12 protein-coding genes are annotated in these 16,647 nt (G+C 62.2%); 7 read left to right on the top strand and 5 right to left on the bottom strand.

What is annotated here, in order from left to right:
- Positions 1-57: 57 nt before the first annotated feature.
- Complete coding sequence (locus tag AAC029_RS11955; protein ID WP_339748036.1) at positions 58-2,898, bottom strand: insulinase family protein; 2,841 nt, start codon at positions 2,896-2,898, stop codon at positions 58-60.
- An 88-nt stretch (positions 2,899-2,986) separates the two neighbouring features.
- Complete coding sequence (locus AAC029_RS11960) at positions 2,987-4,846, bottom strand: ABC transporter ATP-binding protein (RefSeq protein WP_339748039.1); 1,860 nt, start codon at positions 4,844-4,846, stop codon at positions 2,987-2,989.
- Between the two features lie 316 nt (positions 4,847-5,162).
- Here AAC029_RS11960 and AAC029_RS11965 point away from each other — a divergent pair, with 316 nt between their 5' ends.
- Complete coding sequence (locus AAC029_RS11965; RefSeq protein ID WP_339748041.1) at positions 5,163-8,609, top strand: PAS domain-containing protein; 3,447 nt, start codon at positions 5,163-5,165, stop codon at positions 8,607-8,609.
- A 3-nt stretch (positions 8,610-8,612) separates the two neighbouring features.
- On the opposite strand, the gene AAC029_RS11970 is transcribed toward AAC029_RS11965, so the two are convergent.
- The 3 genes from AAC029_RS11970 to AAC029_RS11980 are packed head-to-tail and all read right to left on the bottom strand — an operon-like array spanning position 8,613 to position 11,976.
- On the bottom strand, positions 8,613-9,851 hold the full coding sequence (locus AAC029_RS11970; protein WP_339748044.1) for an ABC transporter permease: 1,239 nt from the start codon (positions 9,849-9,851) through the stop codon (positions 8,613-8,615).
- Positions 9,848-10,528 carry an ABC transporter ATP-binding protein gene (locus AAC029_RS11975; protein ID WP_339748047.1) on the bottom strand — a complete coding sequence of 227 codons (681 nt, stop codon included), beginning with the start codon at positions 10,526-10,528 and terminating at the stop codon, positions 9,848-9,850. The genes AAC029_RS11970 and AAC029_RS11975 overlap by 4 nt, the downstream gene beginning before the upstream one ends.
- Positions 10,525-11,976, bottom strand: a complete 1,452-nt coding sequence (locus AAC029_RS11980; protein WP_339748050.1) for an efflux RND transporter periplasmic adaptor subunit — start codon at positions 11,974-11,976, stop codon at positions 10,525-10,527. The genes AAC029_RS11975 and AAC029_RS11980 overlap by 4 nt, the downstream gene beginning before the upstream one ends.
- A 192-nt stretch (positions 11,977-12,168) precedes the next feature.
- On the opposite strand from AAC029_RS11980, the gene AAC029_RS11985 reads away from it, so the two are divergent.
- From AAC029_RS11985 to AAC029_RS12010, 6 genes are all read left to right on the top strand, one after another.
- Positions 12,169-12,486 (top strand): hypothetical protein, encoded by a 318-nt coding sequence (locus tag AAC029_RS11985; RefSeq protein ID WP_339748053.1) that lies wholly within the window; start codon positions 12,169-12,171, stop codon positions 12,484-12,486.
- A gap of 107 nt (positions 12,487-12,593) precedes the next feature.
- Positions 12,594-12,860: a FeoA family protein gene (locus AAC029_RS11990; RefSeq protein WP_339748056.1), complete on the top strand. Its 267-nt coding sequence runs from the start codon at positions 12,594-12,596 to the stop codon at positions 12,858-12,860.
- Entirely contained in the window at positions 12,857-14,701 is a 1,845-nt protein-coding gene (gene feoB / locus AAC029_RS11995; protein WP_339748059.1) for a ferrous iron transport protein B, read from the top strand. The genes AAC029_RS11990 and feoB overlap by 4 nt, the downstream gene beginning before the upstream one ends.
- Positions 14,702-14,805: 104 nt before the next feature.
- Positions 14,806-15,756, top strand: a complete 951-nt coding sequence (locus AAC029_RS12000; RefSeq protein WP_339748062.1) for a hypothetical protein — start codon at positions 14,806-14,808, stop codon at positions 15,754-15,756.
- A 127-nt stretch (positions 15,757-15,883) separates the two neighbouring features.
- Positions 15,884-16,210 carry a metalloregulator ArsR/SmtB family transcription factor gene (locus tag AAC029_RS12005; RefSeq protein ID WP_339748066.1) on the top strand — a complete coding sequence of 109 codons (327 nt, stop codon included), beginning with the start codon at positions 15,884-15,886 and terminating at the stop codon, positions 16,208-16,210.
- Positions 16,207-16,629, top strand: a complete 423-nt coding sequence (locus AAC029_RS12010) for an SRPBCC domain-containing protein (protein WP_339748069.1) — start codon at positions 16,207-16,209, stop codon at positions 16,627-16,629. Before AAC029_RS12005 ends, AAC029_RS12010 begins: the two co-directional genes overlap by 4 nt.
- Positions 16,630-16,647: the final 18 nt, after the last annotated feature.

Consider the following 16,647-nt stretch of genomic DNA (forward strand, 5'->3'; position numbering starts at 1 on the left):
TTCCAGTCTCCATTCCGGGCCTTCAGGCCCGATCGGTAAGTGCGTGCGCGGCCAAGTTTATTCGGTCTCGCGCGGCAAAATCGTCACCCGCCAGCTGGCTTGCGGGCGCAGATAGGTCGCGGCCATGTCCACCAGCTCATCGCGGGTTATGCTTTGATAATCCGCTGTCAGGCCGCGGATCCGGTCGAGCCGCTCGGGCTTGGACCAGGATTGCGACAGCCAGTTCAACCAGGCACCATTGCTCTCGAACGCGTCCTCGACCTGTTCGAGCAGTGGCCGGCGAGCGCGCAGCACCTCATCGTCGGTGATGTCACCAGCCGCCATTCCGGCTGCCAGTTCGTCGATGGCGGCATAGGTCGCCGCGACATTCTCGACCCGGACATCAACCCCGACCCAGAGGTAGCCGTAATCGGGATAAACGTCAGAATTGGTCGAGTTGTTGAAGGCCGAATAAGTGAAGCCTTCGGCCTCGCGCAGGCGCTCGGTCAGCTTGAGATCGAACACCGCCCGCAGCAGGGAGAGCGAACGGGTGCGATGTGCATCGCTGTCATCGAAGGTCGGCCAGTACACATTCGCCATCGCCTGATAGTCAGGCCCGTTATGGCGCAGGGTCACCGGCTCGGTCGTCGGAGCGGGGAAGTGGATATTGCGCGCCTCATCATAATCCGGCCAGCTGGCGGCACGCGCCGGCAAGGCACCGAAGGTCGCAGCGATTGCCGCCGTCGCGTCTTCCTCGGAAATATCGCCGACAATCGTAATCTCGATCGGTGCGTTTTCCAGGGCCGGGCTGAGAAAGGCCTGCATGGCAGCGATATCAACACCGGCCACCTCTTCCGCGTCGGGAAAGCCATATCGCACATCGCCGCCATGTAGCATGCGTGCGACTTCCGCCTGCAGGATGCCGGTTGGTGAGGAGTAGAGATTGCGCCGAATTTCCGGAGCCTGGCCGCGATATTGTGCCAAGCCTTCCGCACGCCAGCCTGGATCGGTCATGAAGGCGGCAATCACGTCCATCTGCACCGCGAAATCTACTGGTGTCGTGGCGGCCGAGAAGCTGAAATTATCGTCGGCAACCCCGAAACTGATCCCGACTGAACGGCCCGCGAGGACGCGGGCGAGATCGTCGGCACTATGGGCACCAAGCCCGGAGGCCGTGAAGACGGAACTCGCCATGCTGTCGACGACGGGCACCGGCCGGGGTTCCAGTTCACCGCGTCCGAACTGGACCCGGACGAGAACGCTCTGGTCGGAGAAATCGGTCTGCTTCAGCGTCACGGCGACGCCATTCTCGAAGCGCAAACGCACCAGGCCGAGATCTTCGATCTCCGTCCGCTCGGCGACCGTGCCGGCGGGGCCGAAATCGGTATAGGCGAAGCTCTGCGCGCCGGTATCTTCGGGCGCCGCGACGGGCTCGGCAGCACTCGCATCCCAGACCGCGCGAATCGTCGCCTCGGGATCAGGAATTTGCTCGGAGGTTGCCAGGAAGAGCAAAGGCTCGGCCCCGCTCCATTGTTCGCGCCAGGCCGCATTGACCGCATCGAGTGTGACGCGATCAACGCTGGCTTCAAACCGGGCCAGGCTGGAGGCTGGCGTTGTGTACACTTGGTCGCCGCGCCAGCTGGACCAGATCGCATCCGATAGATCAGCGCTCTCCCGTGTTGCAGCCTGATCGGCCGAACTTTGCAGGCTGGTGCGGAAATTGGCGATCTGCTCATCGAGTTCACCCTGGGTGAAGCCGTATTCGGTCGCGCGGCGCAATTCCTGTTCGATCACGCCCACGGCCTCTTGCCAGCGATCCGGCGTCGCGACGGCGATCACGCTCGCCTCGTCCGACAATTCATAATTGGACGTATGGCTGGCACCGGCCTGCAGGAGCGGCGAAACGCCTGAATTGACGATGGTCCGCAGGCGGCGGGACAAGATGGCGTCGCCGAAATTCGCCAGATTGTCACTGAAGCGATTCTCGGTGGTATCGGGGCGCGCCTGGTAGGGCTTGATCGTGTTGACGGTGAAGATCGTGTAGACTTCAGGGTCGTTGAAATACCCGACCGAGAAGGGCCGCGTCGCCAGCACCGAGCCGAGATCCGGGTCCGGACGGGCATCCTCACGCGGCTGCCAGTCGCCGAAGACTTCGTGGATTTTGGCTTCAATGGCATCGGGATCCACCGAGCCGACCACCACGATCATGCCACGCTGCGGCACGTAGAAATTCGCGTAATAATCGACAAACTGGTCGCGCTGCGCCGTCTCAAGTGTTTCGATCGTGCCGATGGGGTCGCGCTCAGGGACCAGCGTGCCAGGCAGCTGGAAATATTGCAGCGCCGAGCCCCAGCGCCGGATCGCGGTATTGCGGAAGCGTTCTTCTGAGAGGACGACGCCGCGCTCGCGGTCAATCGCCTCGGGGTCGAGCAGCAGCTCGCTGGCGGTTTCGCGCATCAGGAACAGCGCCGTATCGATCGATTCCTCGTCAACCTCGGGTAGGTCGAGCTGGTAGCCGACCGTGTCCCGGCCCGTGAAGGCATTGGTATCGGGGCCGAATTGCAGGCCATGACGCTCGAGCAGCGGCACCATCTCGCCCTCGGCGACATGGGTCGAGCCGTTGAACGCCATGTGTTCGATGAAGTGCGCGATGCCGCGCTGTTCATCGTTTTCACCGAGCGAGCCCATATTGAACACCATCCGCACCGAAGCGACATTGGGCGGTGTCTGATTGACCAGAATGGCGTAGCGCAGGCCGTTATCCAGCTGGCCGTAACGGACCGCAGGATCGGCTGGCAGATCGCTGACATCCTGCGGCCAAACCGCCTCTACGGATTGATCCGCCGGCTGACAGCCCGCGAGCAAGAGCCCCGTCAACAGTGGCAGAAGTGCAATCCTGATAAGGGCTTTGACCGTCATATTGTTCACCATTCCTGGTTTGATTGGATCGGCACCATAACGAGCGGTGCGGCCCAGTCGATTTAATTGAAGGTAAGGCCGCCTCGCATCAGCCCGTCAGCTGTTCGAACGGGTCGTGCTCGGCGACCCAATGACCCGGCTCGACCTCGATCAATTGCGGCTGATATTGCTCGGCATCAGGGTCGTCGATCAGTTTCGACCGCATGAAGCGCAATTGCGCCCGCGTATCCATTGGCGACGGCAATTCGCCGTCAAGCTTCAGCCGCTTGCGGTTCTTCTCGATCAGCGGGTCGGGCACCGGCACCGCTGAAATCAGCGCCTGGGTATAGGGGTGACGTGGATCCTCATAGATCTGGTCGCGATCCGCCATTTCGACGATCCGCCCGAGATAGAGCACCATCACCCGGTGTGAAATCTCGCGCACCACGGACAGATCATGCGAGATGAAGATCATCGACAGGTCGAGATCCTGTTGCAGCTTGATCAGCAATTCAACAATCTGGGCCTGGATCGAAACGTCGAGCGCCGAGACGGCCTCGTCACAAATCACCAGTTTCGGATTGAGAATCATGGCGCGGGCAATGCCGACGCGCTGGTTCTGACCGCCGGACAATTCGTGCGGATAACGATTGATCATATTCCGCTCGAGACCGACCCGATCCATGATCTTGCGCACTTCATCCTGGCGCTCATCGCGGTTCATTTTCTTGCGGAAGGTCTGCATCGGCTCGGCGATCGACGCACCAATCGTCATGCGTGGATCGAGCGAGGCCATCGGGTCCTGGAACACGATCTGAAGGTCCTCGCGCGACTTGCGCATGTCCTGGCGGTTGAGGCCAAGAAGGTCACGACCGATCCAGGTGACAGCGCCCTGCTGGGCCGGCACGAGGCGCAGTACGGCACGGGCCAGGGTCGACTTCCCGCAACCGGATTCGCCCACCACGCCCAGCGTCTCGCCCGGTTTCAGATCAAAACTCACGCCGTCGACGGCCCGCAACACCTTGTAGGTCGGGCGCAAGCCGCCACTGACGCGGATCGGGAACTGGACCTTGATATCATCGACGCTCAGCAGCGGCTCAGCGCCTTGCTGATCGGCCACGGGCTTGAGCTGGACATGACCCGGCCGGTCTGGCGCGTCGATGCGCGGCATCGCGTCCAGCAGCATGCGGGTGTATTCGTGTTTCGGATTGGCAAAGATATCTTCGCAAACACCGCCTTCGACATATTCGCCGTGGCGCATCACTTCGACCCGGTCGGCCATCCGTGCCACCACGCCCATATCATGAGTGACGAAGGCGAGCGCCGCACCGGTATCGCGCTTGAGCTCGTCCATAATGTCGAGCACCTCGGCCTGGACCGTGACGTCGAGCGCTGTGGTCGGCTCGTCGCAAATCAGCAGATCAGGCTCGCACAGCATCGACATCGCGATCATGACGCGCTGGCGCATGCCGCCGGACAATTCGTGCGGATACTGGCTCAGCCGGCGCTGTGCCTCGGGAATTCGGACCCGGTTCAGCCATTCCAGTGCCCGCTGCTCGGCTTTCTTGCCGTGCATTTTGAGGTGGATACCCAGCACTTCGCGCATCTGGTCGCCGATCCGCATATGCGGGGTCAGTGAGGTCAGCGGGTCCTGGAAGATCATCGTCATCTTGCGGCCGCGCACGCGATTGAGCTTGTTCGGCGCCAGGCCCAAAATCTCTTCGCCACGATAGCGGATCGAACCGGTGGCGCGACCGTTCGAGGCCAAAAGGCCCATCGCCGCGAGGAAGGTCTGGCTCTTGCCGGATCCGGATTCGCCAACGACAGCGAGACATTCGCCGGCTGCGATCTCAAGCGAAATCCCCCGGACGGCATTCACTTCGCCATCGGGCGTTGCGAAGCGGATGTCCAGATTGTCCACCTGCAGGATCGGCGACGTATCAGCCGGTTTCTTTCCGCTCTGCAACAAAATCAAACTCCTCACACACGGAATTGGGGCCGCGAAGCATATCGCCGATACCGCGTAAGACCAGCGCGAGCATCACCCGCTACTGCGGTCATATCAAATGCACTTGGTTGCCATTCCGGCCAGAAACCGTAAACCGGCGCAGTCAGCAACTCCATGTCACCGCCTGCATGATTTGATGGGGGCCCGTAAAACCGGGCCATCAAAGCCGATTCGGCTCTGAGGCATGAGACATGTCTGCTGACTAAGCGCGCTGACTGGGGCAAGCTCGCCCCCCGGACGACCCGATTCTGGCCATCGGACGCAGGCAGAAACCAAAATGATGAATGCCCCCAAGGACATGCTGCGGACACTTTACCAGAATTCACCGATGGCGGTGATTGTGACGAATACCCAACGCGAACTGGTGTCGACCAACCCGGCAGCCGAGCGGCTATTCGGCTACCCTCAGGCCGCCCTCACCGGCGCCACCGCGCAGCTGCTTTACTCGGACCCACGCGACTTTGACCGGCTCGGCGAAACCCATTTCAATCACAGCTCGCCTGACGATACCCGGTCCTACACGACGCGATACCGCACGAAGTCCGGGCGTACATTCGATGGTGAGACCATCGCCAGCCCGATCCTTTCCTCCACCGGCCAACGCACCGGCTTTGTCTGTATTGTCCGCGATGTCACTGCAGAACTAAGCCTGTCCGCCAAGCTGGAGGCCAGCGACGTGCAGCTCCGGGTGGCGTTGTCCTCGGCCAATGAGGGAACATTCTCGCTCAACCTGGCGTCCGGATTGGGCTCGACGCGGGGCTTTATCAATGAATTCCTCGGCATCAGGGCGACCGATGCCACCATCAGCCTCGTCCGCTGGAGCGAAGCCCTGCACGAGGCTGATCGGGCCGGCTTTCATCGCGCCCTCAACCTGCTCGTGAAACGCCCAACGATGAAGCTTGACACCGTCTACCGTGCCCAACGCGCTGACGGTGTTTGGCGCTGGTTACAAACACGCGGGCGGATCAGCGAGTTCGACCGCGAAGGCAAACCGCTGCGAATTTCCGGCGTCATCGCCGACGTCACCGAGCGGCGGGAGCTGGAAATCAGGCTCGCCGGGCGCGAACAGCAGCTGGAAAACGCCATTGCGGCTGGCTCGTGTGGCATTTGGGAGATCGATCCGACTTCTCCCGGCATCCTGGCCATCGGCACAATCCGCGCCATGCTCGGCATTCCCACTGCGCCCGAAAAAATCGATATGGAGCTTTGGCTCGCGAGGATCCATCCTGATGAGCAGGATACTGTCATCACAGCGACCGAAGCCTTGATGCGTGGGGAAACGTCTGACGTTGATGTCGAATACAGGCTGCGCGATACCCGGTCGGAAGAATGGGTCTGGTTGCGGTCTCGCGGCCAGCTGATCAATCAGGATGGCGACCGCCCGATCATGGCGGGCGTGCTGATCGATATCTCGGAACAGAAAGCACTTGCGGTGCGCCTCGCCCGCAGCGAGCAGCTGGTCCGCGAAGCGCTGGAATCGGTCAAGGATGGGGCTTGGAGCATCGATATTGCCCACGAAACCGTCCGGATTTCAGGCTTCCTGGCCGAGTTGACACCGTCCGGGAAGACCAACGACGAAATCCCCATCGCCACTTGGCTGGAAATGCGCCCGCCCGAGGATCGTCAGCTCGGCTTTGAACGGCTTGCCAAGCTGAGGCAAGCACCCTTGCCCGGTGAGAATGCCAGCATCGTCAGCGTATTCGATTTCCGCATCATGGACCGCAATGGCGAAATCGTCTGGGTGCGCAGCCGGGGCCGGGTCATTGAATGGGATGAAGAGGGCAAGCCTCTGCGCGCTGCGGGCACGCATTCCAATATCACCGAGGAAAAACGGCTTGAGGCTGAACTGGCCGACCGGGATTTGCAGTTCCGCGATGCCCTGCAAGCGACAAACGAAGGCGCCTGGCGGATCAATCTGAAAACCCGGATATCCGACGTCACGGCAGTGATCAGTGAAATGATCGGCCTGCCGCCTCGCGATGCCCGCATTGCCCGCGACGAGCTGGTATCGCGCATTCATTCCGACGACCGCCCCATCGCCGAGGCGGCCTTCGCGAAACTCGATTCAGGCGTGGTAGACACGGTAGATTACACCGTCCGATTTAACTCCCACAAGGCAGGCTGGATCTATATCCACAGCCGCGGCCGCGTCAGCGGGCGCGATCCGCAGGGCAACCCCCTGATCGCGACCGGCTTCCTATCGGATGTCACGGAAAGGCTGGAAACCGGCAAACGCCTGCAGGAACGCGAAGATCAATTGACCGATGCAATCACGGCGACCTCCCTGGGTCTCTTCCGGATTGATGTCAGCAACGGTCAGCTATGGCTGCGCGGGAATGTCGCCGAGGAATTGTTCGCCACGCCCGCCGAAGTGCGGGTTTCAGCCAGCGACTGGCTCAAGAAGGTCCACCCGGACGAACTACAGCTGGTCACCGGGACAACGTCAGCCATGTTCCGCGGCACGCAACTGCTCGCCGACATCAGCTATCGCATGCAGACCTGCAACGCGGGCTGGGCCTGGTATCAGGTGACGGGCCGAGTCGTGGAACGCGATGAGGACGGACGCCCCCTTTCCATCAGCGGCGTGCTCTGGAATATCGACTCACAGAAGCGGCTCAATGACGCCCTGTTCGAAGAACGTCAGCGCTTTGAGGCCATCTTCCGGGCCACGCCGGCGATGATGCACACCATTGATGCCGATGGAGCGATACGCGACGTCAGCGATTACTGGCTTTCCCATCTGGGATATGAGCGCGAAGAGGTAATAGGGCGAAAATCAACTGACTTCCTTGACGCGGAATCCCGCCAACGGGCGATTGAGAAATCCCTGCCGGACCTATTCCGCGTCGGCCGAAATATGGACATCCCCTATCGGTTTGTCCGCAAGGACGGAACCAAGCTCGACGTCTTGCTGTCATCCTTCCTCGAACGCGATGAGACGGGTCAACCGCTGCTCAGCTACGCGGTTGTAACCGATGTCACACCGCTGCGGGCCGCCTACGCCCAGCTTGAGCGCACCAATGCGGAGCTCGACCGCTTCGCCACCGTTGCCAGCCATGATCTTCAGGAACCGCTCCGCAAGGTCTCAGCCTTCGCCGGCCTGGTCCGGCGGCGCTATGCCTCGCAGATCGACGAAGAGGGCGCCCGCAGCCTCGACTATCTCGTCGATGCCGCTCAACGCATGCAGCGCCTGATCGACGACTTGCTGAGCTATTCGCGCATGTCGAGTCAGCCGCTTCAACTGCAACCTGTCGACCTGCGGGCCTTGACCAACGACGTGATCGACCAGCTCGGCACCTCGATTGCCGAATGTGGGGCGCAGCTGGATATCGGCGACTTGCCGAGCGTGTGTGCCGATCCGCTGCTGATGCGACAAGTGGTGCAGAATCTGATCAGCAATGCGCTCAAATATCGTGGCACTGAACTGCCCCGGATTGAAATCGCGGTTCGGTCCGATGCGGGGACCTGGACGTTCTCGATCGCCGACAATGGCATCGGCATTGATCCGAAATTTTTCGACAAGATTTTTGCGCCCTTCCAGCGCCTGCACTCGCGCGAGGAATATAGTGGCACCGGCATCGGTCTCGCCATTGTACGCCAGGCCATCGAGCGGCATGACGGTCGGATCTGGGTCGAATCGGCGGAAGGTGAAGGCGCTAAATTCAGCTTCTCAATCCCGATCCGCAAACCGGAGCCCGGCAGCGGTGCCGCCGACCAGGCCTGATCGCTATTCGAAGCGCAGCGCCTCGATCGGATTGAGTCGGGAAGCGCGGTGTGCCGGGTAGAGACCGAAGAAGACGCCAACGAAGGCGGACGCCCCGATCGCAATCGCCACAATCCCCGGATTGACCGCAATTTCGAGGTCACCGACATTGGCATAGGCGATGGTGCCGCCGACGCCGACCACCAGCCCGACCAGCCCGCCGGTGACACACAGCACGATGCTCTCGATCAGGAATTGGTTGCGGATGTCACTGCCGCGGGCACCGACTGCGAGGCGCAAGCCGATCTCGCGTGTGCGCTCGGTGACCGAGACCAGCATGATATTCATGATGCCGATGCCACCGACCAGCAGCACGATCGCAGCGCCAACCGCGAGCAAGAGGCCGAGCTGGCTTTCGGTTTCATTACGAGCGCGGATGAATTCGGCCAAGCTTGAAACGTTGAAATCATCATCGGCACCGGGTGCAATATTGCGCCTGACCCGCAGCAAGTCCTGGATATCGGCGATGACGCGACCGGTCGATTCGCCGGCTCCAACCTCAACATAGATCGTCTGCACCGGATCACGGACGGTTGGCGAGACGCCAGCCCCAAAGCGCTGACGCACCGTCGATAGCGGCAAAAACACGATATCGTCCTGGTCCGACCCATAGGAGGTCTGGCCCTTGGCGGCGACGGTCCCGATAACGGTAAACTGTTGGCCGGCAATCCGCAGCGACTGGCCGACCGGGCTGGCACCGTCAAACACTTCGTCGACGATGGTCTGGCCGACGACGGCAAGCCGGCGCGCCGCCTGTTCCTCTTCCGCGGAGAAGGCGCGGCCTTCCTCGATCACCCATTCACGAACACTGAAATAGGCCGGGTTGACGCCGGAAATCCGCGTCGACCAGTTGACGCCGCCGAAGACGACACTCAGCCCGAAAGCGCTCACCTCGCCAGAAACGCCGCCGATACCGGCCACCTGGTCACTGATCGCCACTGCATCGGCGTCGGTCATCGGCGTCCCGGAGCCCTCTGCGCCGCGGCGGCCACCGAACATCGAGGCGCCCGGACGGACAATCAGCAGATTGGCGCCGAAACTTGCGATTTGGGCCTCGACGGCCTGTTTGGTGCCCTCACTGATCGAGACCAGAACGATCACCGAAGCCACGCCGATGATCACGCCGAGCATGGCGAGCGAGCTGCGCAGCGCATTAATGCGCAAAGCGGTCAGCGCGACGCGGATGGAAGCGAGCCAATTCATGTCCTGTCCTCCACCACCCGGCCATCGCGAAACAGGATCTGGCGGCGGGCATGATTGGCGACTTCCTGCTCATGGGTGACGAGGATCACGGTTATCCCCTCGCGATTGAGCTGGTCGAAAATTGCCATGATGTCTTCCGATGTCTTGCTATCGAGCGCGCCGGTGGGTTCGTCGGCGAGCAGAATTTTCGGATCGTTGACGAGGGCTCGGGCGATAGCGACGCGCTGCTGCTGTCCGCCGGACAATTGGGAGGGATGGTGGTCGGTGCGCTCGCCAAGGCCGAGCTGCTCCAGTCGTGCCAGCGCACGCTGGCGCCGCTCGGGATGCGGCATGCCGGCATAGACCAGTGGTAGCGCCACATTCTCCGCCGCCGACGTGCGCGGCAAGAGGTTGAATTGCTGGAACACGAAGCCGATCGTGCGATTACGGAATCGCGCCACGCCCTCGGGGCCCAGGCTGGACAGGTCCTCGCCGGCCACCTGCAACAGCCCTGATGTCGGCCGGTCGAGGGCACCGAGCAGGTTCATCAAGGTCGATTTGCCCGAGCCGGAACTGCCCATGATGGCGACATAGTCACCCGCTTCGATCGTCAGCGAAACGCCATCCAGGGCGCGGATCGTCATGTCGCCCATCGTATAGGTTTTCACCAGATCGCGGCATTCGATCAGCGCTGTCATTCACGCACCTCACGGGCCCGCGTGACCGCCATGTCGCCCTCGGCGAGGTCACCGGACACGGCTTCGGTATTCTGATTGTCGGAGATACCGAGGCGCACGCGGCGCTCGACCAGCATGCCGTCGGCTTCCTGCACCCAGACGGTGGCGGAACGGGTATTGGCCGCCTCGCGCGCCAAGATGCGATAGCGCTGCATCTGCTCCGGCGTCAGCACAGCTTGCAGGCCGCGATCGATCTCGGCCTGCAAGGCGTCGCGATCAAAGCTGCCGCCGGCCTGGGCCGCACCCTGGGCGCGGCCAAAAGCGGAGCGGAACACATTGCCGGCGCTCTCGGCCTGGTCCGGCGTCAAATCGAGCTGTTCTGTCAGACGAGCGACCGGGTTGGGCCGTCCGCCGCCACCACCGCCGCGTGGCCCGCCGGCACGCGGACTGGCGGCTTCCGTATCAATCGGCCGGGTGCGGTCTTCAAGCGCGGGCGAAGGTCGGAAGCGCAGGGCCGCATTGGACACGCGCAAAACGTCCTCGCGTTCACCGGTGACGATATCCATATTGGCGGTCATCCCCGGCAGCAGGCGCTGGCCGGGATTGGAGGCCGTAATCACGACCGTATAGGTCACGACATTATTGAGGGCTATGGGCGACAGTCTGATCTGGTCGACGACACCGCTCAATTGCATATCAGGATAGGCATCGACGGTGAAGTTGACCGGCTGGCCTTCGGCGATCTGGCCGATATCGGCCTCGTCAACCTGGGCATCGATCTGCACCTGGCTGAGATCCTGGGCGATGGTGAACAGGATCGGCGCCGACAGGCTGGCGGCAACGGTCTGGCCTTCATCGACGGCACGGTCGACGACAATGCCATTAATCGGCGAGCGGATCGTGGTGCGTTCCAGATCAATCCGCGCGCCTTCCAGCGTCGCATCGCGCTGGGCCAGCACCGCTTCGGCATTGGCAATCTGCGCTTGCGCGACAGAGACATCGGCCAGGGCCGCATCGAGCGCGGCGCGGGCATTGTCGAGCGCTGCGGCGGAGGCATTGCCGCGTTCGCTCAGGGTCTGGGTGCGGTCGAAATCGAGCTGGGCGGTGCGGGTATTGGCGCGCACCCGCGTCAGGGTCGCGCGCTGCAGCGTCAAGCTGGCTAGCGCCGTGGCCCGCGAGGCCTCGGCTTCGCGAACGCGGGTTTCATAGGTCTGCGGGTCGAGCCGGGCGATGACCTGGCCTTCCTCAACCTCATCATTGTAATCGACAAGCACTTCAGCGAGCTGACCGGAAAGCTGCGAGCCGACTTCAACGGTCACCAGCGCCCGCACCGCGCCGGAGGCCGCAACGATCCGCCGGACCTCGCCGGTGGTCACCGCGGACGTCTCGATCTGCACGCCTTGCGGCGAAGCGCCCGAACGACCCAGCAGCCACCAACCCGCGAAGGCCAGCACGGCAATGCCGACCACAACCAAAATCCAACGCCTGTTTTGAAACATCTTCGCCCCTCGGACCTCGAAAATTCTGAATAGTTTGACCTTGTATGCGTCGGTTCAACGCGGTGCCAACCTGATTCCGTCGCGCGCCTTGCAGTTGAATGCGGTGTAGCCTGCCCGGTCCGGGAAGGCTATCCGGGGGGTGTTGTTGTCAGGGGTGCGGTCGTGGACGTGATGGAATTGCTCGATGCGCCAGGGATGGCATCCCTGCTGAAGATCGCACCACTGGTTGGCGGCGCGGTGTGGCTCGTCGTCACGGCCCTGTTGTGGAAGAATGGCTTCAACGATCTGTTCGAGCGCTTCACCCGCCCGCGCTGGAGCTTTACGCAGCGGATCGCCACACTCGCCATGATCCCCTGGCGGGCCGCGATGCTGACTGTCGCCGCAGGCCTCGGCGCAGCCCTGACGACGCTGGGCCTGCTGGTCAATATCGCCGTCATTCTCAATCTCATACGGGCCGGCAAGATGCTGCTGGCCGGTTGAGCCTGGTCCGGCCAGTGCGCCGTGCCATCGGGCTGTTTGTCGCATCCGCTGTGGGGTGACATCGTCGCTTATCGCGCTTATGTGTAGACCTGCTAGATGATAACGACTTGCAAACGCAGACAATGGCGACAGGACCTGACGTGACGCTCGACCAACTCGATAAGGGCCGGATTTCCCGGGTCACCGGATTTGCCGCCGGCCATGAGGATCTCGTGACCAAATTGCGCGAGATCGGCTTCGCCGAATCCGACGAGGTTGAATTGATGCATCGCGGGCCGCTCGGCGCCAATCCCCTGTGCTTCCGGCTCAACCGCACCCTGATCGCCCTGCGCAGCGACGAAGCACGCGCCATCCATGTGGACGCCGCTTTATGAGCCGTCTGCGCATTGCGCTGGTCGGTGCCCCGAATTCCGGCAAATCGACCCTGTTCAACGGACTGACCGGCGGGCGCGCCAAGGTCGCCAATTATTCCGGCGTCACCGTCGAAACCCGCACCGGCTGGCTGCAGACCCCCGGCGGAACCGGGATCGATCTGATCGATCTGCCCGGCATTTACGGCCTCAAACCGCGCTCGACCGATGAACGCATCGCCATCGACCTGTTGCGCAATGGCCGTGATGGCAAAGCGCCGCCCGACGGCATGCTGGTGCTGATCGACGCGGCGCATTTGCGCACCCACCTTCACACCGTGCTGCAAATGCGCGCCATCGGCCGGCCGATGATCGTCGTGCTCAACATGATCGATCTGGCCGAACGCGACGGGCTGAAGATCGATATCGAGCGTTTGCGGACGGAACTCGGCGTTCCCGTCGTCACCGCGCGCGCCACCCGTGCCGCTGGCCGCGCCGATCTGCTCGCCTGTATCGATGCCGAGACAGCCAACTGGCACAAACGCGACGATACTGCGGACAGCACCACAGAACCCGTCGAGCTTGATCTCAGCGCCCTGCAGCGCGAGGCCCGCGCGATCGCCAGCAAAGCAATCCTGTTTGAGCCGACGATGAACCGGCTGACCCGCCAGATCGACCATTTCGTGCTCCACCCGATCATCGGGCCGATCATCCTCTCGGCGCTGCTCTTCTTCATGTTCCAAGCGGTCTATTCCTGGTCCGGCCCCTTCATGGACGCGCTGGAAGCGGGCGCCGCAGGCCTTGGTCAGCTGGCCGGACAGCTCCTGCCCGCCGGCTGGTTCCACGACCTTATCGTCGATGGCATCATCGCCGGGGTCGGCAGCGTGGTGGTCTTCCTGCCGCAGATTGTGATCCTTTTTCTGTTCATTCTGGCGCTGGAGGCGTCGGGCTATATGGCCCGCGCTGCCGTGTTGATGGACGAGCTGATGCTGCGCGTCGGGCTTAATGGCCGCGCCTTCATCCCGCTTTTATCGAGCTTCGCCTGCGCCATTCCCGGCATGATGTCTGCGCGCACGATCGATAATGAGCGCGACCGGCTGACCACGATCATGGTCGCGCCGCTGATGACCTGTTCGGCCCGCCTGCCGGTCTACACCCTGATCATCGCCGCCTTCATCCCGCCGGACTCCGTGGGTCCGTTCAACCTGCAGGGCATAGTGATGTTCGGCCTCTATCTGACCGGCGTTGTCAGCGCCGTGACGGTCGCCTTCGTGCTCAAGCGCACCGTGACCAAGGGATCCAACCAGGTCCTGATCATGGAATTGCCGACCTATAAACTGCCCAATCCGCGCGATTTCTTTTATAGCCTCTGGGGCCATATCCGCGCCTTCCTGAAGCGCGCCGGCACCATCATCCTGACGACCTCGATCATCCTGTGGTTCCTCGCCAGCTATCCCAGCTCCGCCACAACGCTGCGCGAGAGCTTCGCCGGCCAGCTCGGCTCGATCCTGGAAAAACTGCTCGCCCCGATCGGCTTCAATCTCGAAATCTCGATTGCCCTGGTGCCCGGCATGGCCGCGCGCGAAGTCGCGGTCGGCGCTCTGGGCACCGTCTATGCCATCCAGGGCGGCGAAGAGAATGTCGACGGCCTCGCCGCAGCACTCCAGTCGGCTTGGTCGCTACCGACCGCGCTCGCCTTCCTCGCCTGGTATGTCTTCGCCCCGCAATGCTTCGCCACCCTGGCGACGGCGCGGCGCGAAACCAATTCCTGGGCCTGGACCGGCTTCATGTTCGCCTATCTGATGGTGCTGGCCTATGTCGCCGCCGGCGCCACCTTCTGGACCGCGACCTGGCTGGGGCTTTAAGGCGCTCCACCCAATTTAGGCGTGTTAATCCTGGAGCACCCCTTTAAATTGTGAGACATTGCCCTATACTCGCGCCAAACTTGGCCGAAAAGGGAGCCTACGCCATGCGTGCTTTTCTGATTGTGTGTGCCTGTTTCCTCATCACTTCCTGCGCAAGCATGCGCCACACCGCGCTCTGGGATCCCACCTACTCTCTGTCGGGGACACCTTATGCGGCGGCGACAAGCGTGACCACGGCGATCCGGGCTCGACAGGGGGAGATTTCCGTTCGCGAAATAAATACAACTCGTCAAGGTGTCCGGCTCGATGGCGCCACGCTGTTCGGCTCGGCAGCGGCGATTGGTGCCGCAGCCTTTGGCGCCAATGGCGACACCCTCACCGGTACGACACTTTTCATGGGCGGGACGAACACGTTCAGACAGCGCCTGTCCTGGCGAGATCGCGCCATCATTCTGGGCGATGCACATGACGCCCTCGATTGCATTGTCGATACGGCCTCGCCCTTTCAGCAGGCGGCGGCGGAGGAAAACTATACCAATTACCGGTCGGCCGCCGCTCAGCTGCGCTCGTTGCATCGCCACGTCGTAGAGATCGGAAACCCCCTGATTTCCGAGGCTTCCGCAGAGGCACGCTTGGCCTTCGACACCGAACTTGCCAATATTCAAAACACGGTTCTGGCCTATTCCGACGAGGAAAATGCCATGGCGAGCGCACCACTCGTGATGATGTCGGCGGCCCGCATGGTGAATCGGACCCTGCGGCAAAGGGAGCTGGATGCATTGCCGGATATCGAAGCCATTATCGAACAGATCCGCACGGCCGGGCAGTCCGAAGGCCAACTCGCGGGGGATGAGGAACCTACGGAGGCGATTGATAAATTCAACGGCGCCCAGCTGAACGCACTCGACGCCGCACCAGCCAGCCTGTCGGATGTGACGATTGTCGCGCGCCAGGCCCGCGAGGCAGTCAATATCCAAACAAGCCGCCGATCGCCCGCCTACCGGTCCCTGCTGCCGGACATTGCTGCGTGCCCGGCCCGTGCCGGATCGAGCTGACGATCTTCATCAATCGAGCCCCCACCACTTAGCGCCGCCGCTGTTTTGGCGATGACACGGTCAACGAAACCTCCCTTGACATGATACCAAAAGGTTTCCTATAAGCGGAACCGAAAGGTTTCATATCATGTCGCTTCATACCGATCACGCCCAGCCTGTCTTCCGCGCCCTTGCCGATCCGACGCGGCGCGCCATTGTCATGCTGCTGGCCGACAGGGATTTGCGGGTCAGCGATATCGCGACCCGTTTCGAGATGACGCGGCCGGCCGTGGCCAAGCACCTCGCCGTGCTCAAATCCGCCGACCTGATCCGTGTCAGCATCGCCGGGCGTGAGCGCATCAATCACCTCAACCCAGCGGCGCTGAAGGCCGCAACAGACTGGCTCGCCTGGTTTGACCGTTTCTGGGACGACCGCTTGGCCGCCCTCAAATCTGCCGTGGAGAAAGACGCATGACCGAACTCAAAATCACCAAGACTCTGTTTCTCAAAGCCCCCGCCGCCCATGTCTGGAAATTCCTCACCGAGGCCGACCGGCTGGCCGAATGGTTCCATCGCGGCGGCGCCGACCTCGCCGCCAATGGAGAATACAGCCTGCTGACCAATACGCTCGGCAAGGAAGGCACCAAATTGTGCTGGGGCAAGGTGGTCGAATTCGATCCGCCGCGCCGGTTGGTCCACACCTTCACCCACGGCCATCTCAATGGCGTCGAAACCCTCTGCGCCTGGTCGTTGCAGGATGCGGCGGGCGGCACGGTGTTGACGATGGAACATTCAGGTTGGGAGAAACTGGGCGAAGCCGGCTTCGCCATGGCCGCCAATCACGACAAGGGCTGGGACGAGCACTTCGCCCGCCTGCGCACGGTTACCAACTAGGGCGGGCACCAACTGGCA

Source organism: uncultured Maricaulis sp. (genome assembly GCF_963975345.1).
Classification (GTDB): Bacteria; Pseudomonadota; Alphaproteobacteria; order Caulobacterales; family Maricaulaceae; genus Maricaulis.